At 52.1% G+C, this 25397-nt stretch carries 20 protein-coding genes; 17 read left to right on the forward strand and 3 right to left on the reverse strand.

Features of this window, described 5'->3' with window-relative positions; genetic code table 11:
- The first annotated feature begins 742 nt into the window (after positions 1 to 742).
- From J3P85_RS03140 to J3P85_RS03185, 10 genes are all read left to right on the forward strand, one after another.
- Positions 743 to 2029, forward strand: a complete 1287-nt coding sequence (locus J3P85_RS03140; protein WP_434704873.1) for an SIR2 family anti-phage-associated protein — start codon at positions 743 to 745, stop codon at positions 2027 to 2029.
- Positions 2026 to 3882, forward strand: a complete 1857-nt coding sequence (gene herA, locus J3P85_RS03145; protein ID WP_434704874.1) for an anti-phage-associated helicase HerA — start codon at positions 2026 to 2028, stop codon at positions 3880 to 3882. Before J3P85_RS03140 ends, herA begins: the two co-directional genes overlap by 4 nt.
- A 958-nt stretch (positions 3883 to 4840) precedes the next feature.
- Entirely contained in the window at positions 4841 to 5269 is a 429-nt protein-coding gene (locus J3P85_RS03150; protein ID WP_434704875.1) for a hypothetical protein, read from the forward strand.
- A gap of 194 nt (positions 5270 to 5463) precedes the next feature.
- Entirely contained in the window at positions 5464 to 5829 is a 366-nt protein-coding gene (locus J3P85_RS03155; RefSeq protein WP_434704876.1) for a histone-like nucleoid-structuring protein, MvaT/MvaU family, read from the forward strand.
- Positions 5830 to 6116: 287 nt separating this feature from the next.
- On the forward strand, positions 6117 to 6740 hold the full coding sequence (locus tag J3P85_RS03160; RefSeq protein WP_434704877.1) for a hypothetical protein: 624 nt from the start codon (positions 6117 to 6119) through the stop codon (positions 6738 to 6740).
- 365 nt (positions 6741 to 7105) lie between these two features.
- Entirely contained in the window at positions 7106 to 7849 is a 744-nt protein-coding gene (locus tag J3P85_RS03165; protein WP_434704878.1) for an abortive infection family protein, read from the forward strand.
- Positions 7850 to 8006: 157 nt separating this feature from the next.
- Positions 8007 to 8225, forward strand: coding sequence for a hypothetical protein (locus J3P85_RS03170; protein WP_434704879.1), 219 nt, complete (start codon positions 8007 to 8009; stop codon positions 8223 to 8225).
- 318 nt (positions 8226 to 8543) lie between these two features.
- Positions 8544 to 9917, forward strand: a complete 1374-nt coding sequence (locus tag J3P85_RS03175; protein WP_434704880.1) for a transposase — start codon at positions 8544 to 8546, stop codon at positions 9915 to 9917.
- 753 nt (positions 9918 to 10670) lie between these two features.
- The gene (locus J3P85_RS03180) at positions 10671 to 10988 is read left to right on the forward strand and encodes a hypothetical protein (protein WP_434704881.1); all 318 of its coding nucleotides are present in this window, start codon (positions 10671 to 10673) and stop codon (positions 10986 to 10988) included.
- Positions 10989 to 11437: 449 nt separating this feature from the next.
- On the forward strand, positions 11438 to 12595 hold the full coding sequence (locus tag J3P85_RS03185) for an MFS transporter (RefSeq protein ID WP_434704882.1): 1158 nt from the start codon (positions 11438 to 11440) through the stop codon (positions 12593 to 12595).
- 532 nt (positions 12596 to 13127) lie between these two features.
- On the opposite strand, the gene J3P85_RS03190 is transcribed toward J3P85_RS03185, so the two are convergent.
- From J3P85_RS03190 to J3P85_RS03200, 3 genes are read right to left on the reverse strand one after another with little or no spacing between them, the layout of a single operon-like run.
- On the reverse strand, positions 13128 to 14915 hold the full coding sequence (locus J3P85_RS03190) for a thiamine pyrophosphate-binding protein (RefSeq protein ID WP_434704883.1): 1788 nt from the start codon (positions 14913 to 14915) through the stop codon (positions 13128 to 13130).
- A 10-nt stretch (positions 14916 to 14925) separates the two neighbouring features.
- The gene (locus J3P85_RS03195; RefSeq protein ID WP_434704884.1) at positions 14926 to 15585 is read right to left on the reverse strand and encodes a ThuA domain-containing protein; all 660 of its coding nucleotides are present in this window, start codon (positions 15583 to 15585) and stop codon (positions 14926 to 14928) included.
- Positions 15586 to 15621: 36 nt separating this feature from the next.
- The gene (locus J3P85_RS03200; RefSeq protein WP_434704885.1) at positions 15622 to 17181 is read right to left on the reverse strand and encodes an FAD-dependent oxidoreductase; all 1560 of its coding nucleotides are present in this window, start codon (positions 17179 to 17181) and stop codon (positions 15622 to 15624) included.
- Between the two features lie 357 nt (positions 17182 to 17538).
- Here J3P85_RS03200 and J3P85_RS03205 point away from each other — a divergent pair, with 357 nt between their 5' ends.
- The 7 genes from J3P85_RS03205 to hisD all read left to right on the forward strand — a co-directional run bounded on the left by J3P85_RS03205 (position 17539) and on the right by hisD (position 25394).
- Entirely contained in the window at positions 17539 to 18351 is an 813-nt protein-coding gene (locus tag J3P85_RS03205; protein WP_434704886.1) for a helix-turn-helix domain-containing protein, read from the forward strand.
- 114 nt (positions 18352 to 18465) lie between these two features.
- Complete coding sequence (locus tag J3P85_RS03210) at positions 18466 to 19350, forward strand: sugar phosphate isomerase/epimerase family protein (RefSeq protein ID WP_434704887.1); 885 nt, start codon at positions 18466 to 18468, stop codon at positions 19348 to 19350.
- A 256-nt stretch (positions 19351 to 19606) separates the two neighbouring features.
- The gene (locus J3P85_RS03215) at positions 19607 to 20518 is read left to right on the forward strand and encodes a carbohydrate ABC transporter permease (protein ID WP_400652191.1); all 912 of its coding nucleotides are present in this window, start codon (positions 19607 to 19609) and stop codon (positions 20516 to 20518) included.
- A complete protein-coding gene (locus tag J3P85_RS03220; protein ID WP_434704888.1) occupies positions 20496 to 21419 on the forward strand; it encodes a carbohydrate ABC transporter permease in 924 nt (307 codons plus the stop codon). Before J3P85_RS03215 ends, J3P85_RS03220 begins: the two co-directional genes overlap by 23 nt.
- Positions 21420 to 21423: 4 nt before the next feature.
- Positions 21424 to 22599, forward strand: a complete 1176-nt coding sequence (locus J3P85_RS03225; protein WP_434704889.1) for an ABC transporter ATP-binding protein — start codon at positions 21424 to 21426, stop codon at positions 22597 to 22599.
- Between the two features lie 67 nt (positions 22600 to 22666).
- Positions 22667 to 23944 carry an ABC transporter substrate-binding protein gene (locus J3P85_RS03230; protein ID WP_434704890.1) on the forward strand — a complete coding sequence of 426 codons (1278 nt, stop codon included), beginning with the start codon at positions 22667 to 22669 and terminating at the stop codon, positions 23942 to 23944.
- A gap of 142 nt (positions 23945 to 24086) precedes the next feature.
- On the forward strand, positions 24087 to 25394 hold the full coding sequence (gene hisD / locus J3P85_RS03235) for a histidinol dehydrogenase (protein ID WP_434704891.1): 1308 nt from the start codon (positions 24087 to 24089) through the stop codon (positions 25392 to 25394).
- Positions 25395 to 25397: the final 3 nt, after the last annotated feature.

Below are 25397 nucleotides of genomic sequence, written 5' to 3' on the forward strand. Positions count from 1 at the left end.
GCAGAATGCCATTGCGTCGTCTATCGGTGGATAAACGTTATGACATTTATGACCGGTGCGACGAGAGTCCGTCCCTAGATTTTCGGCCTAGCGGGAGTTTCTTATGTTGTAAACCTGCGCGGTTATTCAACCAGTAATTAGGTCATGTTTAGGGGATGATGGCCGTCATGAATATCTCCGATAAAGAGAATGACTCATCTATGTCATCAAAAATGCTGCGTTCGTGGCGATGGGTCGGAGAAGGAATTAAGTTTCCACTGCGTCGTAAGGGCTCACTGCGATCATGCCCAACAGTCACGTCAAAAACCCAATCGTCGCCGAGGACGCTGCTTGATCTGAGCCAAGTGCTTTCCCCAGCCGAAGCTTGCATTCTGCGATCGTGGCTTCAAAAGGGGCAACTCGTGGTTAGATTGGGGGTTACATCCACTACATTCGGCTCGCCTTGCCTATCAATTCCTAAAAAATTGCACGTACGGTACGACTCGTGCGTACACGTAAATTTCGCTCTAGAGCCCCACATACAAACTGCGCTTCACGCTCGAATCGTTTGTTACCGGTGCCCATGCTTGAGCGTAAAAATTAGCACTTGGGAGCCGGTTTTGGCGTCAAGCGGCTAGGGACGCAGGCACCGCGACAGGGTGGCTAATTATCAGCTTCGGACTACGCTTGCTGAGCTTCAGTTGCTCGCGATTTGAGTTGCTTGTCATTGCACAACGAATGGAATTATTCCATGGGGGTCAGGATGCCTTTTATCGCCATACGTGGAGCTTCACTTTTAGCTGACGAAGTAGAGCTTCAGGCTCACCTTGCATCACTCCTACGTCTAGAAAACGTTGGTTTGTTGCTTGGGGCTGGGGCCTCGGTGGCTGCGGGTGGATTTACTATGATCGCCCTATGGAACCATTTTGTAGCTGCTTGCCCGCATGATGCTGAATGGCTAGTGGAACATGGTTTCATTGCCAGGGAAGCTGTAGTAGCTCAAGACCGTATAACCCCCAATATTGAGCGCTTAATAGATAGCTTGGAAATAGCGCTATCCGACTGGACCAGAAAAGCAGGACTCATTGACGAGGACGAACTGGTTGGTTTAGCTCCTGATGAACAGGAAGAGTTACAAAACCTCGCCGATCTCAAAACCTCCCGTGCGGCGTTGTATAGAACGGTCGTGAGTGCTGCGCTGTTGCAGGAAGCTTGGTGGATTTCTCCTGGTGGTGTCGAGTCAGACGAAACCCGTCTCGCAAGCCAGAGAACGATTTTGCAAAAACTGGTTTCAGCAAGGCAGCCTGGTCAATCTTCGCCTTGGATTTTCACCACCAATTATGATCTCGCCATCGAGTGGGCGGCAGAGTCCATCGACCTGCAAGTCTCAAATGGTTTTTTGGGAGTCCATGCCCGCCGTTTTTCTCCCCAGAGTTTCGATCTTGGATTTCGCAATACACAAGCTAGGGGTGAGGCAAGGTTTGGTGTGTACAACATCTATCTGGCCAAACTACATGGATCATTGACTTGGAGAGAAGAGGGCGGCCAAGTTTTCGAGATTCCCGCTTCGTTAGCACACCAACGAATTACAGAGTTTATGGCCGAGCGGGAGGGAGCAGAACTCGGGCTGATGGTAATGCCGAGAGCGGCGAAATACATGGATACGGTAGGTTATGTGCTCGGTGAACTATTTCGCAGATTCGCGGAATACATGAACAAACCGCAGACATGCTTGATACTGTGTGGATATGGATTTGGCGATGAGCATATAAACAGACTCATCCGTTCGGCTCTGTTAAACCCGACTTTACAATTAGTGATTTATGCTTCGGGATTCACTGGCGACCCAATGAATCTGGCATTGCCTCCAACTCTTCGCAAATTGCTTTCGTTGAAGAACCCACGGGTTACAGTGGTAGGTGGCGGCGCGGCCTCTGCGTATGTGGACTCACTAGCCCGTCACTTGCCCGATCCGCTGATTTACGATGAGGATTTGAGGAAACTAGAAAAGGCTCTTAGGGCTACAGATGCTCCGGCGGAGGAAGCATGATGAGGAGTCGCCTACCGGTAGGCTACGTAGTCAGAATTGATGGTTCTGATGTCACATTGAATCTTCTGGATATGCATCGTGGACAGCTTGCGTCGCATGCTCAAGGTGTTTCAGCAGTAACTGAAATAGGCAGCCTACTTGTACTGGATTCGGGTAGTCGGGCGTTGGTGATGAAGGTGTTATCTCTGAGCTTTGATGAGCCTAGAGAAGCCCACCGCCAAGGAATAGGATCTAGCACTCATCAAACGGAGCCACTACGAAATGTTTCAGGAGTCGTTGTCGGAAGGTTAGGAAGGGAAGAAGGAGTGATTAAATTTATTAACGACTCTTTAGCAAATCCACCTTTAGGCGCAGAAGCATATCCTTTGACCAGCGAAGAACTGACCGCCATTCTCGGAAATGAGGGGGAGGATAGCGTTCCTATCAAACTTGGTGAAGATCTTCGTGGTGGTGGTAGCTTGGTAGTGGGACTTGAAAATTTAGTATCTCGACATGTAGCGGTCCTCGGAAGCTCAGGGCAAGGGAAGAGTTGTTTCACAGCAGTGGTTCTTCAGCAAATCCTTCGGCTGCCACGTGCACGTATTGTCATTTTTGATATTAATGGTGAATACCCAAGCGCATTTGATCTCCCAGACCTACCAGAGGGGGCGGTAAAGTGCACCACGATTGGCGGGCAAGGCGAAAATGCATTTAAGATCCCCTACTATGCTCTCGGCCGTAGCGGTCTGCACCGCCTTCTAATCCCAAGTGAGAAGACACAACGACCGGCTTTGACATTCGCATTAGAACACCTGCACCAGATCAGGTGGTTTCCCGCACAGCGTGGTGCGGGTCTAGCTAACGACAACATTGCATATCTATTCGATGACTGTCGCCAGCAAGGTGCTTTAGAAGCCGATACTCGAATGCGGCAGATACGGGGAGGTCAAGCTCATACCGCTACTCATTGGCCCCCTATGGCGGCTTTAGCCGCACTTGTAGCGGAGAGTCATAGCCTTCAACCGAGGAATGGCCAAGTGGTACGCGATTCATTTAGCTATTCAAATGTCTCTCCACTTGTTACGCGTATCCATCGCTTTGCAGAGGACCCGATGTTCTGTGACGTTGTAGATGTCAACGGTGGAGACGGGAGAGGCGGTCCTGGAGTGCTAAATTGGGAAAGGGAGTCGACAAGGCTGGTGGAGCGCATATTTGGTGGAGCAGAAGAGCCTTGGCGTATGCATATAGTCAACCTGCGCCATTTGTCTCATGACCTAAGTCCCTTCATTTTAGGGGCGTTATTAGAACTTTATGCTTACGAGCTTTTCAAACGTGGACAGGAAAACAAAGTTCCGACCCTTCTAGTATTGGAGGAGGCTCACCATTATCTGCGTCAAGTAGGATCAGGGGAGGATGCAAATGATAACGCTCTAGCGTATGAGCGCTTGGCGAAGGAGGGGCGAAAGTTTGGGTTGGCACTATGGCTAAGTACTCAGCGTCCTTCGGAAAGTTCACCTACAGTATTATCCCAATGCAATAACTGGATTTCATTTCGACTTACATCCGACAAAGATTTGGCTGCAATTCAGTCTGCTAGTGAGTGGGCCGATAAAAGAGAGATAAAACGTATCTCGGGATTACCTCGACAAACTGCAATAGTATTTGGGGGTAGCATATCAATGCCTACGATGATTAAAGCCCCTTTTGTTGATCCAAAACCACAGTCGGGTGATGCAGATTTTGGTGCTTGGGCCACACCGCGCCCAGAACCAGCGGCAAATGGTAATGAAGAGTTGCCTTGGACTCAGGCCACAGCCGTTGTTCCACCAGCGATCCTTCCTCCTGATTTTGAGGAGGATGACGTGCCGTTTTAAAGAAAAGGTGTTCAATATTTTGGATGAATTAAAATTGAGCCTCGTCCACTAAAAATCCGTATGATTCCAATAGTAAAGATAGTCCACCAAATTCTATTACCGCATATAAAACAAGTAAGGCTTCCCCTCGTAGTCCAGAAGCAGTATTTCCGCCGCATCGTAATACCATGCTGTAGCGCTTCTACAATCAGTGCTCACGTCAAGGTAATGGAAGTGATGAGGCATCCATTTAGAGTTGATCATCTTCATTAGTGTCTTGTAGGGCCAAGTTAAAGTAATGGTCCAGACGCTGTGGTGCCACATGACCGGTCATGAAGCTAATCATTTCGTTGATGCTCATGTGTTTCACTGCAAGCGCGGAGCGCGAGGCAGCGTCTTGATTCGAGGCCTTCGATGGACGTCATGGAATCATGCGTCTGCGGGTTTTTTCGGACTTTCATGTCAATCACTCATTGGTTGGCCGATATGGCTTTAATGAAAGTTCAGTGTGAGCGAATTGTCAAGGTCTGTTCAAAACCGAAAAAATAAAAGCTGATATTTTTTGGTTTATTAATTAGGTTGTGATTCTGTCATTTTTGTTTTTGTCATGGTGGGTAACTAGTTGATTTTCCATAATGGTAAGACTTATTTCGCTAAACGAAATGCGAGGGGGGTTTATTAGACAAACAATTTGCGCTATTTCTGGGTGCGCAATAAAGAGCGGGGTATTTTTAAAATTTCCCGATAGTCGGCATTTTAATTGATGCGGTCCGATTTGTCTGTGGGTAATTCTTGAATTTTCTTAAGCTATAGTGTTGTATTGCTCGTAGCTATCAAGGATAGGTACGAATGTATGTTGATCAGAAGTGAGTATTCTTGTTATTCCAGGTTTTTTTTTACAGAGTACGAACAAAGCGGGCCTTTCATTAATGAGGGCCAATGTGGGTACAGCATCTTGCAGGCTGTTCAATGGAGAAGTATGGACGGAAAACCGTTAATGGTCCGAAGCATTCAGCGGATTGGGGTGGCGTGGTGTGCTCTAAGTGAGCCCAATTTGTTCCTGTGGCTAGAAGACGCTTTAGCGAGAGGAATACTGTCTCCAGTGCTTTTTGCCTGTGCGCGATCGGGCAGCTTAACGTTGGTGGTTGATGCTGGTAGTGAACTGTTGAAATTGGAGGAATTTAAACGGGAATGGGATGACGTTTTCGGCGTTGCAGAAGACCCTTATTGGCGGAGCGTCAGAATTAAGATTTTTGATAGGGAGACGTTTCAAGCGGAAATGATGCCAGTGGTAACCGACGAGTATGTGAGGAACATAAATCATCACTGGAAGCTTGGAGTTTGCAATTACGTGCCCGCAGGGCTAGTTTCTCCTGAAGACGTTCGCCCTGATTATTTTATTCCGTGATGTTCGTTCGGCATGCAAAAGCTACGCTCCGGGCGCATGTATAGGCGCCGCCTTCACTCTCGAAAATCGTCGGTTGAATCATAGCGGTATGGGTATCAATGATAAGGAGAGAATGCATTCCTCGCGGTTCCAACCATGATGACATTAACCGTTTTTATGGTAGTGTTGTAGGACTTATTAAAAAGAGGCCCGTCATGTCAAAACTCGCAGAGTTCCGCCAGCTTGAGAAACACCTCGCCGAGCAGCTAAGCGCGCTAGAAGCGTTGAAGGGTGACGCAGGTCTTAAGAAAGAAATTGAATTCGAATCGAAGCTGCGCGCTTTGCTCGCAGAGTATGGATATAGCCTTCGCAATGTGATCAATCTGCTTGATCCCCAGCCAGTTCGACGTGCCCCTGTATCAGAAGCCAAAGGAGGCAGCCGTAAGCCTCGCCAACTGAAGGTCTATAAGAATCCTCATACAGGTGAATCCGTTGAAACCAAGGGCGGAAACCACAAAACCTTGAAGGAATGGAAGAAAGAGCATGGCGCTGCCACCGTAGAGTCATGGCTCTCGAAGTAATCTGGGTGAAACTATGAAAAGGCCCGTATGGGCCTTTTTTGTCAGTTTTTTCCGAGTTTGTTCGGGGGTAGGGAGAACACCCATTTGCTAACTTGCCTGATAAAGCGCTTATTCACCCGTAATTAGAATGATGCTTGATCTGCATCTAACTCCTGATTTCGTTAACGAAAGGGGGCTGTACGCCATACGGCGGAGGCCAGAATAACTTCAGCCTCTCGTTCTGGAACACAAACGCTAAGTTTTTTCAGCCTCATCATCTCCATTGAACAGACCAGAAGACATACAACGTGGCCAAACGTAGAAGTAGGAATTCCCAGCCAGATACTGCCAGCAAACCAAATGATTTTGGGCTGTTTAAAAAGGCTCGTCTCGCAGTCATTTCTGCAACCGGTGGCGTTTTCTTGGGGGCATACACAAGCCTCATAACGGAATACGTCGGACCTTTTCTGACATCGATGGTGGAATGGACTCAAGACCACCTTCTACCGATGCCTGCTGACCAACAAATCGTTGCAGACGCTCATTTCTTCGTTGCCAAGAAGTCCGGAATACCTCGCTCTGGCGAGATGATGGGTGTCGCGTTGAGGGGTATCGATTGCCTCAAGCCAGGCGGTGCCAGTGATTACAAGTTGTATGATTTTGGAGACGAAGTCGTATACACGAACGCTCTTCTGCACACTTCGTGCCGACCTTCAGGCAAAACCAAGGTGACAATCACCCCGCGCAACGGCAATCCAGTGGTTCTGTTCAACGGCTTCATCAATGGCAGGGTGCAGGTTGAAATAGGAGGTGTTGAAGGTAGCTATGAATACGGGATGCTCACAGTTTCGTATGTAGGTACGAAAGAGCCAACCGGGCCGTACAGACCTGTCAATCAGACACCGCCCCCGCTTGCTGAAAACCGTCAGTAAAAATGTAGAAAGCTATAGGAGGGTAGGGGCTCAGTGGGCCTCGGCTTCAACTGGGCTGAAAGATACCGGAGGCCAGATACCGCGCACGTTGCAGGTGAGTGGATCGATAAACCGAGGTCGAACTGGCCGTGTCGAGCCTCAGACACCAGAAGCAAGCGGGATAGCGAAATAAGACTGAGCGCAATCCCAAGGCGCCAGTTTCACTCCCTGTCAGTTTGAGACAGAGGGCGACAGCTCTGGCCCTTGATTCCTGACTTGCCGAGCGCTGTGCCGACTAGATACCAATTAAAATCGGCGACCGGTCACAAACGTGTGCGGGCTGCTATAACGTGTTGGTACTACAAGACGGTGAAGGTGCAGGAGCTATGGCTCTCATTGATGACGTTGACGGCTTGCAATCGATCTACATCAATCGCGCCACCGGAAACGGGAACGACGACGATGAGCGGGATTACCTTCTTTACCGGCAGAGCGTTCTTGATGACCCCCGTGTGGCCTCGCTGGTTCCTGCGTGGGTGCGTCGTTACAGGAACCTAGATCAATTTTGGGGGTTCATCCAGCCAAAATTCCCAAGCTACGCAGAGCGTAGGAAGTTCATCTGGGATGAGTTTAGGTCGCTCGTTGAATTCGCTGAATCGGGTGGGGAGCACCCTTCAGATATCGTTGTCTCGGAGGCGCTGGACCGCATTGACGCTGAGCACGTTCGGATCGCTTGGACAAAGGCGCTTGAAAGGCGCTCAACTGATCCCGAGGGAGCTATCACCATGGCTCGTACTCTCCTAGAATCGGTATGCAAACACATTCTTGACGAAGCCGGAACGAGCGATCATGAGACGACTCCTGACCTGAACAAGCTCTACAAGCAAACAGCTACGCTTCTAAACCTGACGAAGGCTCAACATGAAGAGGTTGTGTTCAAACAAATCCTTGGAGGGTGCACAGCCGTTATCGAGGGTTTAGGGGCGCTTCGGAATCGTTTGAGCGATGCCCATGGCAAAGGAAAGGGCGGGGTGAAGGCCGCCCCTCGTCATGCAGAGCTGGCAGTGTATCTGGCGGGTTCGACAGCGCTTTTTTTGCTTACCACATGGGAGGCAAAGAACGGGGATTGAGTGTGGTATTGCTCAGTAGAGGGCGGGTCAAAGTCGGCGGTAAATAGCTGGCCAAGCGAACGCAGTTACCGACTTACAAGCGGGTCTGGATAAAAGACTTGAACCAGGGATGAACTCAACTAGCCTTCCTCGCACAGGACATCCAAAGACGAAATTTATGCCAGATGATTTTGAAGCCAACATACATATAGCTGACGCTCTCACCCTGCTGCTGCACAACCAGCATGCTCTTGCTGCGGCCATTGAGGAAGTGACTGGGTGGCTTGCAAAGAATGGGGTGGGGGATGTCGCCGTTAACGCGATTGCTGCCCTGAACACATTGGATACGAATGCCAAAGGCATTACGGACGCCATAATGCGGCTACGGCAGTCGTAGTCTTCGTCCAACCTACAACGTGAAGCTCGTCCCGGAGGTAGGCGGCAATGTGGTTCTTTCGAACGTGGGAAGTCGCATTTCTGTCCACCCTCGCTTGCCTTGCCACTGCGTTGCATACGCGCCAGCGCCGACCGAACCGTTGCATTTGAAGTGACTGAAAGAGGCCGGAGTGACGACCGACGAAGACTGGCGAGTCTATGCCAGATCTACAACCCAAAAATGGTTACAGACAGCAATCGGCCGATTCTGTTGAAAAGTAGCTCCCCCTGTTTGACCTGCGGCAAAATTGCTTCATTGGCCGGCGGGGGATCACAGAGCATGATGGGACAGTTATCGAGTGGGCAGGATCGGCTGTTTTACTCGTTCAACCTTGAAGATCACATCCCAGCCAACCATCTTCTGCGCAGCATTGATCAGTGTCTCGATCTGAGTGACCTGCGCCATTACCTCGCCGATTTCTATAGCCCGATCGGGCGTCCGTCGATTGATCCTGAGCTGATGATCCGCATGCTGATCGTGGGCTATTGCTACGGCATTCGCTCAGAGCGGCGGCTGTGCGAAGAGGCCCATTTGAACCTGGCGTATCGCTGGTTCTGCCGGTTAAGCCTTGAAGATGAAGTCCCCAACCACTCGACCTTTTCCAAAAATAGACACGGCCGCTTTCGGGACAGTGATCTGTTTCGCTGGTTGTTCAATGAAGTGCTGCGTCGCTGCATGGACGCAGGCCTAGTTAAAGGCGAAGGCTTTGCCGTGGACGCCAGCATCATCAAAGCGGATGCGAGTCGGCAGCGGGGCGTACCGGGTGATGAGCCAGTCAACTGGAGCGATCCGGCCCTGAGCACCCGCGCCGTGCGTGAGTACCTTGAAGCCCTCGATGAAGACGCTTTGGCCGAAACGCTACCGAAGCGCCTGTCGCTGACGGATCCTCAAGCCCGCTGGACCGCTGCTCCAGGCGGCCCAGCGTTCTACGCTTACTCCACGAATTATCTGATCGATACCGAGCACGGTGTCATCGTGGATGTCGAGCCCACACCGGCTCATCGAACCGCAGAAGTCGAGAGCACCAAGACGATGATCAATCGGGTCGAGGCGCAGTTCGACATCAAGCCGGAACGCCTCATTGGCGACACCGCTTACGGTACCGCGCCGATGCTGGCCTGGATAGTGGAGGAAAAAGGCATCGAGCCGCATGTGCCGGTGTGGGACAAAACTGAGCGCAAGAACGACAGCTTTTCGAGTAACGATTTCCACTGGAATGAAGAGGCTGAGGAATACCGCTGCCCAGCCGGCAACGTATTACGCAGCGAATGGCGAGCCTTCAAGAACGAGCGTTCGCACGTCACCAAAGCCAACACCATCATCTTCCGATCCAGACAGACCGACTGCGCGACATGTCCGATGAAAGCCAAGTGTTGCCCGAACACTTCGATTCGCAAGATCGCTCGCAGCGTCCATGAAGCCGCTCGCGATGTGGCTCGGCGCATTGCCGCAACGCCGGCATATCAGCGATCTCGCCACGAACGTAAAAAGGTCGAAATGTTGTTTGCCCACCTCAAGCGCATCCTGAAATTGGATCGCCTGCGGCTACGTGGCATGAGTGGCGCGACGGATGAGTTCACGCTGGCCGCTGCGGTGCAGAACCTGCGACGGCTGGCCAAATTTTCATCTCAAGGGCCACCAGTCACGGGATAGGTGCGCCTGCACCAAGCAAGAAACCTCAAATTAACCCAATAGCAGAGCAGCAAAGGTCACCGAAGGGCCGAAAAACCACTCAATGTGGTGAGTAGGTTCTCCGGTGGTGGTCGCGCCTGAGTTCAGGCCATTTGAAAATGCGACTTTTTCAACAGAATCGGTCGAAAACGGCTATTCACATATGCCTGCTCTTGGCCGATTGCCGCCTTCAACCGATGTCGTTAGTCGGCCATATGTTTATGCGGAATCCGCACCCGATATTTGCCGTTTTGATGTTGAGTTGGATTCACCAGAATGTTCCCGCGCGCTTCAGCTTGGCTCGCAGCAGGCAAGTGACTGCGAATTGAAACTTTGGCGCGTCTTGCTGATTTGATTGAGCACGCCTCTTAATTCTGCTCTTGTCGAGCGTTTCCATACGGTATGGTTGTAAGCAATTTGAATTCAATGACGAAGCCAGCATCCGCGAGCCGGTGGGCCATCGTGAGGTTCGTAATCAGCGACGGTGTGTATCGCCATTCCGCACCCTGAACAGAAAGCACCCCGCTTAGCTTTGTCTGCCCCTGATGTTTAGCCTCTTGACGCTTCGACGCTTCGCCCTCCGAGATATCAATCAATCAATTACCCGATTCGTATAGAATGCGACTAGCAAAGTCCGTTGGCGGGGGTACCTCTTGCAGCCCGACTGGCAGCGACGATATCCCTTCAATTTTTACTGGCCTACCTGCGAATTCACACCAGACCCGAGACCTTCATATGAAAGACAATCTGACCGAACAAGAAATGCGCGAGGCGCTTTTCGGCACGGAGCCCAAAAATTTAGCCTCGATAGAAGACAAACCGTGTATTACGTCAGATCAGCAGCACGTTTCGAACGCACGACGTGCTTCAAATCCGTGCTCGCCAAAGTTAAAAGTTACGTTGCGCGTCATGTCGGAATTTGAGGGCAATGCTGAGCTGCTCGTCTATGAAGCAAGCACTCTGAGCCGCATCGTTGCCGAGCAAGAAGCGAAGGCAGAAGCGAAGAAACGCAAATTCAAGTACTTCGAACTGAAAAAAATCGAATCGGTTTGAGAGTTTTTCGCATCCTCTGTAATTCACACACGAAAGAGCCTCAATGCTGCTACCTGTACCTGATAAGGCGCCGGGTACCAGGTTGGAAAAGGCTTTGGCAGAAACCCGAGAACTGTCTAACCGCGCAAGAATACAAATTGTAATTTTACCGAAGAGTTACAGTTATTTAAATAATTCCTTCGCTATTTTGTTGATGTCGATCAGGGGGTCCTTAAGAGCACATGCCACAATGTCAAGCAAGGTATTAAGTCAATTTCACATTTTAGAGGAAAACGACGCTTGGTTACGCAGCGTTTTCATTTAATGTGCGTCACAGTGCGAACAAGTCTCTCTGGTTGCGATAGCTGAATGTAAATAATACTTTGATGATTGTGAATGGTTTTGTGCATAAACAAAAAATGGGTATGCTCGCGGGAGGTTTTTTCTCTGCCTTATAATTGCAGGTGTTTATGACTATCGCGGAAAAGGTTCCTCAAGTATCAATGCCGCACTTGTTGACCTATCGACTTACATTTTTATTGTCCGGTATGTCAATGGGGGCTTGGGCACCGCTAGTTCCTTATGCGCGCATTCGCATGGGCATAGAACATGGAGAGCTGGGACTATTGCTTTTATGTTTTGGACTGGGTTCGATGATCACGATGCCGTTCGCGGGCATGCTTACTGCAAAAAGAGGCGTGCGCTTCTCGATGCTGCTATCAGCTAGCATTGTTTGTTTAACGTTACCACTTTTGGCGACATTGACATCCTTCGCGGCTCTTGCAGTAGCGTTGGCACTATTTGGGGCTGGCGTTGGTGCCGCTGACGTGGCAATGAACGTTCAAGGTGTCATGGTTGAGCGCGACCGCGGGCGTCCGATGATGTCCGGATTTCATGGGCTTTTCAGCCTTGGCGCTATTCTCAGCGCCGCGCTGATCAGTGCATTGCTATGGTTCGGAGCGTCGCCTTTACAGGCTGCCCTGGCTGTTGTCGTCATTATCGGTTGCACCACTTTACGACACGCATCCCGCATCCTCAATTACGGAGCGGATAAAGAGGGTCCCCTGATCGCCAAGCCGACTGGTAACGTTCTGGCAGTTGGTTTGCTGTGTTTTATCGCATTTCTAGTAGAAGGCGCGATGTTGGACTGGAGTGCGGTATTTTTGACAACCATGCATAACGTTGAGCCTGAATTGGCCGGTATCGCCTATGCAGGATTTGCATTGGCGATGGCCGTTGGGCGATTGAATGGTGATCGCCTTCAAGCCTGTTATGGTGGTCGACGGGTACTAGTATGGGGCAGTGTCTTAGTGGTGATTGGCATTGCCATGGCTGTATTGCTTGACCATTGGCAGCTCTATTTTATGGGGTTTATATTGGTCGGTTTTGGCCTGTCAAACACGGTGCCCGTTTATTGTTCACTAATCGGCTCGCAGACAGCAATGCCTGTAGGGCTTGCCATTTCTACAGTCACAACCATTGGGTATTCCGGCATTCTACTGGGGCCAGCGCTAATTGGTTTCGTTGCTCATGTAAGCACTTTGCGCACTGCGTTTCTCGGCGTGGCGGCGTTGATGCTTATATTGCTCGTAACGGCTCGTGGAATAACATCTATCTCTTCGCGGTAAGAGTCGCAGGGTAAGAAAACCCTCCCTTCTTTAGTCGTCACCTAGCATACTGAGGACGAACGATACTTATAGCAAAGGTCTCCATCAAATGTGTCGTATTGGCCGCGTCGGTCTACAAGTCGGCTGGTTATCGTTATATATGCGCCCGTTGAAAGTTGCTGACGCGCAACGTAACCCAGTTGATGAAGTAGCAGTGCAAGGATCTCAATCTCTGGGGAATTATAGCTTGCATGAGCGTTTCACCGGTTACGTGAAGGAGGCAGCGGGTTTGGGGGGGCAATTTGAGGATTCAATAGTTTTGAGGAGGGAGGACTGAATTCGGTTTGGGGCAATGTGACAGCGTTCTCATGTTGGCAGGGCACATATCACTTCGGTTGTCGAAAGTTAGATGGGCGTGTGGGTACTTTTGTATCTTAAAGCGCAGGATTTTACCGACCAAGTTGGTGGTAAGGGCCTCGACGCGAACGCCGCTTTGACCGTGAGGTCCGGGACAAGACTCGATGCCGACTAGGCATCGAGTCTTTTATGGGTATTACAAATGCTGCTCCGATTGCCGGAACACTCGATACTCTTCCTGCCGCTCGTCCGTGATGTATTCCGGAATCGGGAAGTCCCACCAACCCGGCACCCAAGGTCCTGCGGCATCGCGGTCGGTCGGGATTTCGATCAGCACCGGCACGTTCAGATCCAGCGCTTCTTGCAAGGTCGGCTCCAGGTCTTCCGGACGCTCCACCCGGTAGGATTTCAAACCGAATGCTTCACCCACCGCTTTGAAATCCGGGCTATACGGCGTGCCGTCCGGGTGGTTGAACTCGGTACCGATGTGACGGCTGGTTTGCTTGCGCTGGCCACCGCGAATCGACATGTAGCCCGCGTTGTTCTGGATCATGAAGATCACGGGGATGTTGTTGGTCACGCAGATGGCAATTTCCTGCGAGGTCATCAGGAAGTCGCCATCGCCGAGAATGCACACCACCGGCTGATTCGGCGCCGCCAGTTTGGCACCGATGGCCGCCGGCACTGCCCAGCCCATCGACGAGAAACCGCCGGAGGTCAGGTGAGTGCGTGGGGTGTAGACCGGGAAAGTCTGCTTGACCGCACCCTGGGTGTTGCCCGACCCCACCACAACGATGGTGTCACGCGGAAAGATCTTGCGCAGTGCGCCGAGCGGGCGTTGCGAGGTGAACGGGAAGCGGTCGGAGTCGCGACGCCCGGCCAGTTTGGTCTCCCACTCGTCCTTATAACCGGCCAGGTCGCTCATGTACTGCTCGCGCTCGGCGCTGAAGCCCTTGAGGCCTTCGACGATGGCCGCCAGCGCGTATTTGGCGTCGGCGCAGATGCCCACCGTTACCGGGTAGTTCTTGCCGATTTCGTGCGGATCGATATCGATGTGAATCAGTTTCGACGGCGGAATGGCGAAGGTTACGCCCTTGGCATAACTCGACGACGACCAGTCGGTGAAGCGGCAACCCACAGCGACGATCACATCGGCTGTCGACGCGACCTTGTTACCGCACAGGGTGCCGGTCTGACCGACGCTGCCGGCGAACAGATCGTGGTCTTCGGGGAAGCCACTCTTGCCGTTCCAGGTGGTCACCACCGGAATTTTCAGAGCTTCGGCCAAGGCCAGGATCTCGGCATGCGCCTCGCCGGTGATCACGCCGCCGCCGATGACCAGCACCGGACGCTGGCAGGCCTTGAGTTCTTCTACAGCCTGAGCGGTGGCCGCCGGATCCGGGAACGATTTACCGATTGGCGTGCGTTCTTCCAGCGCGTGCAAGGTCACCTCGGCCGCTTCGGCTTGCACGTCCATCGGTATTTCGATGTGCACCGGGCCTGGGCGGCCAGTGACCATGGCGCTCCAAGCGCGGTGCATCATGAACGGCAGCTCTTCGACGCGGGTGGCGACCCAGTGCCGCTTGGTCACGGCTTCGGCGATTTTCGGGAAGTCGTTGTCGGTGTAGCGTTCCAGCTCTTGCAGCAAACCATGACCGCGCATGTGCGTGGGCGGCCCGCCGGTGATCAGCATCAGGCTGGTGGAATCGGTGAACGCGGTGGCCAAGCCGATGATGGTGTTGGTGGCACCGGCGCCGATGGAGGTGACAGCGGCCATCGGTTTACCGGCGACCCGGTAGTAACCATCCGCCAGGTGAACGGCGCTTTGCTCATGAAAGACCTGAATGAACTTGATCTTCGAATCTTCTTCGAGGAAGGCGTCGGTGAGCGTCCAGATGCCATGGCCTGGAATCCCGGCGACGTACTCGACCCCGTAGTTTTTTAACGTTTGCGCCACGATCTGGCTGCCAGTGAGTTTTTTCATCACGTCATACCTATTTGCGGGTGGCCCAATTCAGGCCTTGCTTGGTGAGTAGGCGAATGTTGGGATCTGCTAGATTGCTCGTGTCGTGCCCTATGGAATGGTAAAAAACCCGACCTTCGCCCCACTGACGCACCCAGGCAACGGGGCTACGATGACCCTTCAACCACGGCATCGGATTGCCGTCAAACGTTGTCTCTGCCAGTACATGCAGATTAGGATCAACCTGCATGTAGTACTGCTCAGACCGCACCTCAAAGTCATTCACACCGCGAGACACTTCGTGTTCACTATCAATGATGTTGACCATATAAGGGTGGGGATAACCTTCTCCCGTTGGGTGTTCGAGAAATGAGCCACCTAACACCATGTGGTATTTCAAGCTGGCGCGAAACGCCGCTCCTGCACCATGCCAGCCGACCAAACCGGTTCCACTCTCGATTGCCGCGAGTAAATGATTTTCTTGCGAAGCGGTAAGTGTTTCCGTGGTGACCGCGTTGTTCCAACCCACGACGATCAAGTCATAATTCGTTAAGTCGCGATCAAGCGTAAAAATATCCGTTGATTCTTCGACATCGAAATCCAATTCCTTGAAAACTTCTCTGGCCCATGAAGCTACTTCATAGGGGTAGTGGCCGGGCCAACCTCCATATAGATAAAGAACCTTGCTCACGATTAAACCTCTTTTATTTATAGTAGTAGTTTTATGTTAAATGTGATGTAGTTGAGATTCGGAAGTTCGAGTTGTTATTATCCCGAAATCCTCAGTGGCAATATGATCCGCGACTCGTAGTGCCTGTGCGGCGATCGTTAGAGCGGGATTAACCGCAGCCGATGATGGAAAAAAAGAGGCATCAACTACAAATAAGTTTCTATGATCGAAGGCGCGGCAAAACGGGTCGAGAGCAGCGGTGGAGGAGTCTTTGCCGAAACGCACGGTGCCACATTGGTGTGATGTTGATGCGGCGGGCATTAGCTTCGTCAGTATCAATGGCAGTCCCGCTTTACGCATCATTCGAGTCATGCGTTTCACTAGCTCTTTATGTGCGCGGAGGTTGTTGCGTTTGGTGTCCAGCTTGATCATGCCGTTTTCGACAGTCACCCGATTATCCGGATCAGGCAAATCTTCAGACATGATCCACCAGTCAAAACTGCGCGCTGCGATGAAAGCATTGACGAAATCAGGCACCCATTTATTAGCAGCGGTCATCATGCCTGCTTTGAGTTTCCCTAAGGAGTGGATACAACCCATGGGATGTGGAAATTCCTTGTCGCCGAAGTAAAAATCATTCATCGCTATAGTTTTTTGAAAGTGCGTTTCGTTTTTGCTTGCCGAAACTGCCATCAATGCAGTGTTGTTATGCGCCATATAGTGCCGACCAACAACGCCGGAGCTGTTGGCCACGCCATTTGGGGCCTGCGGGCAGGCTGACTTGAGCAACAGTGCCGCTGAATTAACTGCGCTGGCAGACAGAATAATGATCCGTGCTGAAAGCACTTCTCGGCTTCCGTCGTGTTCAACTTCAACGCCCGTTACGTTTTTGCCGTCATCCGACAGAATCAAGCGATGTACCTGGGTTCGAGTCCGTAACACCACACGCCCCGTTGCGAGCGCAGGTTGTACAACGCTGATTTCTGCGTCTGCTTTTGCTTCGACCTGGCAGGGATAGCCATCACACGTATCACAACGAATGCACGCACCGCTTGGCGCCATACGAATCGCAGCAGGTTGGGGGAAAGGCTTAAAACCCTGGCGCCGGACCTTCTCCATCAGCGCAACCATTGGAGGATCTGAAACGAGCCCTGGAAGCAAAAAAGGGGACGAACGCGGCGCTTCCGTTGGATCGATGCCCGCAGAGCCGTGAGTATGGTAAAGACGTTCGGCCTGGACGTAATAAGGTTCCAAGTCGTGATAAGTGATGGGCCACGCGGGTGATACACCCTCGAAATGTGATACTTCTTCGAAATCACGCTCGCGAAAACGGATCATTGTGCAGCCGAAAAACTTTGAAGCGCCACCAACGTTGTAATAAATCGAAGGGCTAAAAGGCCGGTTATCACCATCCAACCATGTGTCCTCGCCTACGTACTTTCGGTCTACATATACCGCTTTTGGACTCCAGTTATCGGCTTCGCGAGGCAAGTAGTCACCGCGCTCCAAGACTAAAACATTAAGACCGCGCTGAGCCAAGCGCAGGGCCGATGTACCTCCCCCGACGCCGCTACCAATGACGATGACGTCTGGCGCCACCTCTTCTTTCTTATTCATTCGCAACTTCCTCACCCATGCAGGCACTGTAATCAGGCCGCAGTCCGAACAGCATTCACGGTGAGTTCAGGCTACCGCCCCTTGAACTGAAATCAATTTCGCATTCGACTTCTTGCCCTCTCAAACTGACGCAACTTGAAAGCGTTTAGGCCCCGATGTATCGCATCTTTGTTTCGCTTGGTAACGCGAGTTGACGCATAACAGGGCGTGAGCGGAGGGAGCTAACCTTGGAAAACCACAAGATCAGGCCTTTGGAGTTATGGGCACCTTTTTTGCTTGACGCCCTTGCACGTTTCCGGATTCGGAGCTGTGGTGACAAGAACCACTGAACGCGGCAGTTAAGGATGGTAGAAAGAGATGCAGAGTGAAAAACATTTTCCGGAGAATCTGCGCACCTTGTGTGAGCAGGTCGGAACGATTTCCGAAATGTGCCGCAAGATCGGTATCAATCGGCAGCAGTTTAATAAATACCTTGCGGGTACACATGCGCCTTCAAAGAACAATCTGCGGGCAATCGCCGGTTTTTTTGGGGTCAGTGCCGACGTGCTTTTCTCTGCGCCCAATGACTTTCGTTCAATGGTGGAGGGCGGCCATTTCCATCTGTTCCGCAATCTGATCCAGTCGCCGAAGATGCTGATGTTCATCGACGAAGTGGTGAAAGTGAACGAAAACAAGCTGAGTGAGCTGGTCGGCGTTTATGAGCGCTACCATTATTCTTCGATCTACAAAGGACAGATTCTGCGCTCGCTTTTCTGCCTTTATGAGCGTGATGGGGTGCTCATGCATTATTACCTCGAACGCTTTCCCGACATGAATGGCTCCGGCAAGATTGATTACCTGTTCAAGTACCATGGGTTGAGCTTTTTCATTTCCAATCGATTGTTTTCGATCGACTTCGAGACGATTCAGAAGAACGAGATGACGTTTAGTAATCTGGCGGCTATCAATCGCAATTCAAAAAAATACATTTTCGGTGTAAGCAGTGGCATTGCTGCCACGATGATGCGTCAACCCGTAGCCGTCAAAGTAGCAATGTGTCACGTTGATAAAGGCTTGATCCGAAAGTCGCACATCCGCCGCGCCACCGTGTTGTCTCCCAGTGACCCTTCCATTCCCAAGGAAGTCATCATTTATCTGAACACGGGCAACACCTCAATCGATTCGGCCTGAATGACGCGAGTGCGCCAGTCTGCGAAGACTGCGCACGTCTTGCGAAATTTACAATGTCTTGCTCCACCGTCAATTTGCTACAACAACAAAGCAATGGATTGAGTGGAGAAAGACATGCCTGGCACCGTCAACAGTTACATGATGCCTTTTTCGAACATCGCGCATCTGCCGCTCGCGGAGAAATTCCGAGCCACCCAGCTCGCTGGATTCCAGGAGCTGTCATTGATGCCATCCGAACTGGAACGCATCATCAAGCAGGGAACCTCCTTGCTTGATATCCGGCGAATGGCCGAAGACTGGGGCGTGCGTATCACCCGGCTGGATCCGCTCAATACATGGCCGCGAATCTGGCATCCAGACAATATGGATGCCGCTTACATCTCCACAGTGGACACTACCCCCGAACGCTTCATGCAACTCAGTGACGCGTTGGGTTGCACTCACATGAGCCTCAATGCCACGTTCCCGCTTAAAGCAATGCCGCATGCGGAAATTGTCGAGCATTTCGCCAAAATTTGTGAATTAGCCGCCAGTCACGGCATGTTTTGCGACCTTGAATTTATTCCCTTGTGGGGAGTGCCGACCTTGGCCATGGCATGGGATATCGTGCGCGATTCGGGCGCAGCGAATGGCGGCCTGGTATTTGATGCTTGGCACTTTGTGCGCGGGGGATCGGATATTTCTTTGCTGCATGAAATCCCTGGGGATCGCATCCACTGTGTCCAACTCAACGACGGACCTTTAGCCCTCCCTGCCGGCGTTTCAATCAAGGATAACTGTTACGACCGACTGTTTCCGGGGGATGGTGAGTTTCCGCTCACCGCACTTATCAAAGCGCTGGCCGCTACCGGCGGTTTGAATCAGGTAGGGCCGGAAGTGTTCTCTCCGGTGCTTACCGATATGACCGCAGAGCAGGTTGCAGTGAAGAGCGCAGAAACCATCGCTCGCGTATTAGGTGCGGCCGATGTAATCACGACATTACCGCTGATTCATCGCTAACTCGATGCGATGACGCTTGTTTAGGTAATGACTGCTTCAAAGTGCGTCAACTAACGCTTTCCTGAGAAATTGAGACGCAACAGGATGCGGCTTAAGGTGATTTCAACGGGCTTACAACGAAGAACCCGCGCTTATCCCAATTATAAAAACCTGCCCAAAGAGAGGAGTTAAGCCGTTATGAAACTCAAAGGTTCAGCTTTGGATTCGATTGCAGAGGCTTCGGCCATGCTGCATCTGATTATTAGGGGGGACGACCATGTCTGTTCCTGCTAGATCAGCGACCAGTCGGCTTTTTGCGCGCTGGCAATTCAAATCATGGGCAGTGCTGCTGCCTACGGTCGTCATTCTGGGAATCGTTGTCTATGGCTTCATCGGCTGGACAATTGGTATTTCCTTTACCTCTTCGCGCTTTGCCGCCAACTTCGATTTTGTGGGCTGGCAGCAATACGCAAAGCTCTGGCGCACGGATCGCTGGCTGGTAGCTGTCAACAACCTTTGGGTGTTCTCGCTCCTCTTCATTGGCCTTTCGATCGTAGTGGGATTGCTGTTGGCGATCTTTCTCGATCAGAAAGTGCGGATGGAAAACTTTATCCGCAGTATCTATCTGTATCCAATGGCGATCTCGTTCATTGTGACGGGCGTGTCGTGGAAATGGATTCTCAACCCCAGCCTTGGCCTTGAGAAGTTTGTCCACGATCTGGGTTTCACTAGTTTTAGCTTCGACTGGTTGATCAATCCGGAAAAGTCGATTTACACCTTGGTGATTGCAGCATTCTGGCAATCGTCTGGCTTCATCATGGCGATTTTTCTCTCGGGATTGCGCGGCGTAGACGCCGAATTGTTCAAAGCCGCCCGCTTGGAAGGCGCAAGTCTGCCGCGCGTCTACTGGTCCATCGTACTGCCAACCCTGCGCCCGGTATTTTTCAGCGCTGTCGTGATCCTTTTGTATCAGGCGCTGCGCTCATTTGACCTAGTGGTTGCGTTGACCAACGGTGGCCCCGGTTTTTCGAGCGATCTGCCGACCACCTTCATGTATCAGTACACGTTTGGCCGTGGACAGCTCGCTCAAGGCGCTGCCAGTGCGGTGATGATCACTATGACGGTCGTTGCCATCATCACTCCTTACCTCTACTCGGAGATCCGGAATGAACGCAACAACGCTCGCTAATCCCGCCGCGGCGCGGCCCGTGATCAAGAGGAAGACACGCAAGTTTTCACTTGGACGGACGCTCGGCTGGACGGTGCTGTACACCACGCTGATCGTGTTCGCACTGTTCTTCCTTGCCCCGCTGTTCGTGATGATCACTACTTCACTAAAAAGCATGGGCGAGATTCGTACAGGTGAGTTGATCAGCCTGCCGCAGGCAATCACGTTTCAGCCTTGGATTGATGCATGGTCAAAAGCCTGCGTCGGCGTGAACTGCACGGGGCTGAGTCCGTTTTTTGCCAATACGTTTTATTTGGTGATCCCCGCAACCCTGATCTCGGCCGTTATTGGCGCCATCAACGGTTATGCCCTGACTCAAGTGAAGTTTCGTGGGCAGAATCTGGTGTACGCGATGATTCTGTTCGGCTGCTTCGTGCCGTCGCAAGCGGTGATGATCCCGCTGGCTACCTTACTCGGAAAAATGGGCCTGGCGGGAACAATTCCAGGGCTGATATTCGCGCACACAATCTACGGACTACCGTTCACAACGATGTTTTTCCGCAACTACTTTGTGTCGGTACCTAAAGATTTGACTAACGCCGCACGCATTGACGGCTCGGGTTTTTTCCAGACGTTCTGGTACGTGATGGTACCCATGTCGTTGCCCATCATGGTGGTGGTCGTCATTTGGCAGTTCACCGGTATCTGGAACGACTTCCTGTTCGGTGTCGCGTTCACGTCCGGAGACAAGGTGCCCATCATGGTTGCCCTTAACAACATCGTCAGCAGCAGCACCGGTGAGCGCCCGTACAACGTGGACATGGCTTCAGCGATTCTCGCTGCTCTGCCTACACTCGCCGTGTATCTGTTCGCCGGCAAATATTTCATTCGCGGCTTGATGGCCGGTTCCGTGAAGGGGTAACACCATGGCATCTCTTAGTATCAAAAATCTGCACAAGTCATACGGTGATATCGCCATTCTCAACGACATCAATGTTGAAGCACGTGACGGCGAGTTTCTGGTGTTACTTGGCCCTTCCGGCTGCGGCAAGTCGACGTTGCTCTCAGCTATTGCCGGCCTGGAAGACATTACCTCAGGCGATATCCTCATCGACAATGAATCGGTAGAAGGTTTAGAGCCCAAGGATCGCGATATTGCGATGGTATTTCAGTCGTACGCGCTGTACCCGACGATGACCGTGCGCGAAAACATCGCCTTTGGAATGAAGGTTCGGGGTATCTCTGCGCAAGAGCGTGACAAGGCAATTGCCCGGGTGGCGGATACCTTGCAAATCCAGCCGTTGCTCGATCGCAAACCGAGCCAGCTTTCAGGTGGCCAGCGTCAGCGTGTCGCCATCGGGCGAGCATTGGTTCGCTCACCGAAGATTTTTCTCTTTGATGAGCCGCTGTCCAACCTCGACGCCAAGTTGCGTGTAGACATGCGGGCCGAGATCAAAAAGCTCTACCAGCGTCTGCAAGCCACTATCGTGTATGTCACCCACGATCAAGTGGAAGCGATGACCCTGGCAACGAAGATTGTGATCATGAAGTCGGGTGTGGTTCAGCAAATAGGCTCCCCGGAAGAAATCTACGATAAGCCCGTCAATACCTACGTTGCCGGTTTCATCGGTTCACCTCCAATGAACCTGATTCCAGCGGTCTATCGATTTGATCGCAACGGTTCCTGGCTTGAGTTCGCCAACAATCACGGTCCGGTCAGTCGCTTGAACGTCGCGGGCCCTAAGGTGACTTCCGAGTTGCAAGATGGCCAGGCTGTATTGGCCGGGATACGCCCGGAAGCGATCTCCTTGCCAGGGGATTCAGGCAGCGGGGCTGTGCAGGCAATCGACGCCACTATCGAACTGATCGAGCCGACCGGTTCTGATATCTACGCCGATCTAGTGATTGGCGGGCATCCGCTAACGGCACGACTACGCTCGAAAACCCCATTGAATCTGGGGCGTGCAACCTTTTGTGTAGAGAACTCCGCTATCCAGATCTTCAACGAACAGACCGGGCTTCGTATTGAGCAAGTCGACGTGCAAACGTTAGAACGCCAAGCGCTTCAGGCTGCGGGGAAACTCGCGGCGGGCTCAATTTAAAAAGTAAGTGCAGTAGGTGGATGTCGTTCAACTTTCGTTTCGATTCAGCGCCTGGTGAGGGCCAATCATGAAGTTTGAAAACAACAACAAATCCAGTGTTAAACCTTGGGTGCTGGCGACGTTCAGCATTGCTGCATCGGCGATGAGTCTGTCGAGCTGGGCCGCAAGCAACTCCGTCGAAGTGATGCACCAGTGGACGTCACCTTCGGAATCAGCAGCGATGAAAGTGTTGCGCGATGCTGTAGAGGCCAATGGCCTGGTATGGCAAGACGCGGCAGTTTCGGGCGATGGGGGTAAGAACATGACCCAGACCCTGCAATCGCGTTTTGCTGCTGGCAACCCACCTCTGGCATCACAAGCTCAAGCCCAGTTTGTCCTTGAATACACCGAAGCTGGAGCGCTGGCGGATCTGACCGCCCAAGACAAAGCGGGGGGATGGAGCAAACTGATTTCGCCCGAACTCTACAAGTACATGAACAGCAACGGCAAAACCGTTGCAGTGCCGCTGAACCAGCGTCGCGAAAACATGTTGTGGATCAATAAAAAGGTACTCGATCAGTATGGCGGCAAAGTGCCGACCAACTGGGACGAATTCCTCACTCTTGGCGCGAAGATGAAAGCCGGCGGCATCATCCCGTTGGCCATGGGCGGCGACGACTGGCAGGAAGCGGAAGTCTGGACCAACGTATTGATCGGTCAGGCAGGTGTCGAGTTCTATAAAAAGGCGATCATCGAAACCGACAAAGCCGCTCTGAGCGGCCCGGAAATGGTCAAGGTTTTTGAAACCTACCGGAAGGTACTGCAATTGAGCGACCCTAACCGCGCAGGTCTGGACTGGGCGATCGCGACCGGCAAAGTGATTCGAGGCGAAGCTGCCATGCAGTTCCAGGGTGATTGGGCCAACGGCGAATTCGCTGCGGCAGGTCTCAAGCCGGGAGTGGATTACTTGTGTACGGCTGCCCCAGGCCATGGTCACACCTACGTGTTTCTGACTGATTTCCTAGCATTCTTCAAACACGAGGATGATGAGCAGAAAAACCAGGCAACGCTGGCAAATCTTGCCATGTCCAAAGAAGTTCAGGAAAACCTGAATCTCAAGGGCGGCTCGATTCCGGCACGACTCGACGTTTCACGTGACAAGTTTAATGAATGCTCCAAGCAAGCGTTCGCCGACCGTGATGAAAGCATTAAGGATGGCAGCCTAATTCCATCGTTCGTTGAGAATACGGCGTTATCCCGTGACTTGCGTGGGCCGATTATCGATGTGATTACTCACTTCGCCAACGACCCGAAAATGACTCCTGAACAAGCCGTGAAGAAACTCGCCGAAGGCTTGGATCTGTAGCACTTTTAAAACGTATCCGTGGGGCCGGATGGTTAAGAGTTCGACTGTCCGGCTCATAGCAACTAAAACGTAGAAATAACCGTATTCGACTTTATCTAAAGTTGAGTACAGTGGTTTTCTGCGCCTACAAAACAGGTGATGTATGGCTCAGTGGATTAAACAAGCGCGGCCCAAAGAACAGTTGGTGGCGGCTGCCGACGCTTTGAAAAACAATGTTTCGCAGATTCTTCTGGATATCGAAAAACGCGGCGATGCAGCGGTGCGTGAGCTTTCGATCAAGTTTGACGGCTGGGATCGCACTGACTACAGGCTTTCGGACGTAGAAATTCAGGAATGTATGAACGCGCTCACGCAACGTGAACACGACGACATTCTGTTCGCTCAGACTCAGGTTCGACGTTTTGCCGACGCGCAGCGGAAGTCCATGCTGGATGTGGAAATCGAAAGTATTCCCGGCGTGATTCTCGGCCATAAACATATCCCGGTGTCGGCGGCTGGCTGTTATGTGCCGGGCGGTAAATACCCGCTGCTGGCCTCGGCGCACATGTCGATTGTTACTGCAAAATCTGCCGGGGTAAAAAATATTGCCACTGCCGCTCCACCTTTCAAAGGCAAACCGGCGCCGTACATCGTGGCAGCGCAGCACATGGCCGGTGCCGATTCGATCTATTGCCTGGGCGGCATTCAGGCAGTGGCGGCTATGGCGCTAGGCACTGAAAGCATTTCGCCGGTGGATATCATCGTAGGCCCAGGCAACGCCTACGTGGCTGAAGCCAAGCGTCAGTTGTTCGGTCGCGTGGGTATCGACCTATTCGCCGGTCCTACTGAAGTGCTAATCATCGCGGACGATAGTGTCGATGGAGAAATCTGCGCTACCGATTTGTTGGGGCAGGCCGAACACGGTGTTGACTCGCCGGCCGTCCTGGTGACGACATCCCGTGCGCTGGCAGATGACACGCTACGTTGCGTTGCACAACAACTGGAAAAACTGCCGACCTCGGCCATCGCCGGTGAAGCCTGGAACAACTTCGGTGAAATCATCCTCTGCGACTCGTTTGAAGAGATGGTGCAGATATCCGATCAGTACGCATCCGAACATGTGCAAATCATGACGCGTGACGACGATTTCTTTCTGAACAACCTGCACGACTATGGCGCATTGTTTGTCGGCCCACGTACCAACGTGTCCTACGGCGATAAGGTCATTGGCACCAACCATACGCTTCCGACCAATAAGGCTGCGCGTTACACGGGTGGTTTGTGGGTAGGCAAGTACATCAAGACCTGCACTTACCAAAAAGTAGTAACGGACGAAGCATCGGCACTGATCGGCGAGTACTGCTCCCGGCTGTGCATGATGGAAGGGTTTGTTGGCCATGCCGAACAGGCGAACTTGCGCGTTCGACGCTACGGTCACAAAGACGTGCCGTACGGCACTGGCGCGATCTGATGC

This window comes from Pseudomonas sp. Z1-12, from assembly GCF_051132015.1.
In the GTDB taxonomy this organism is placed as follows: domain Bacteria; phylum Pseudomonadota; class Gammaproteobacteria; order Pseudomonadales; family Pseudomonadaceae; genus Aquipseudomonas; species Aquipseudomonas zanjanensis.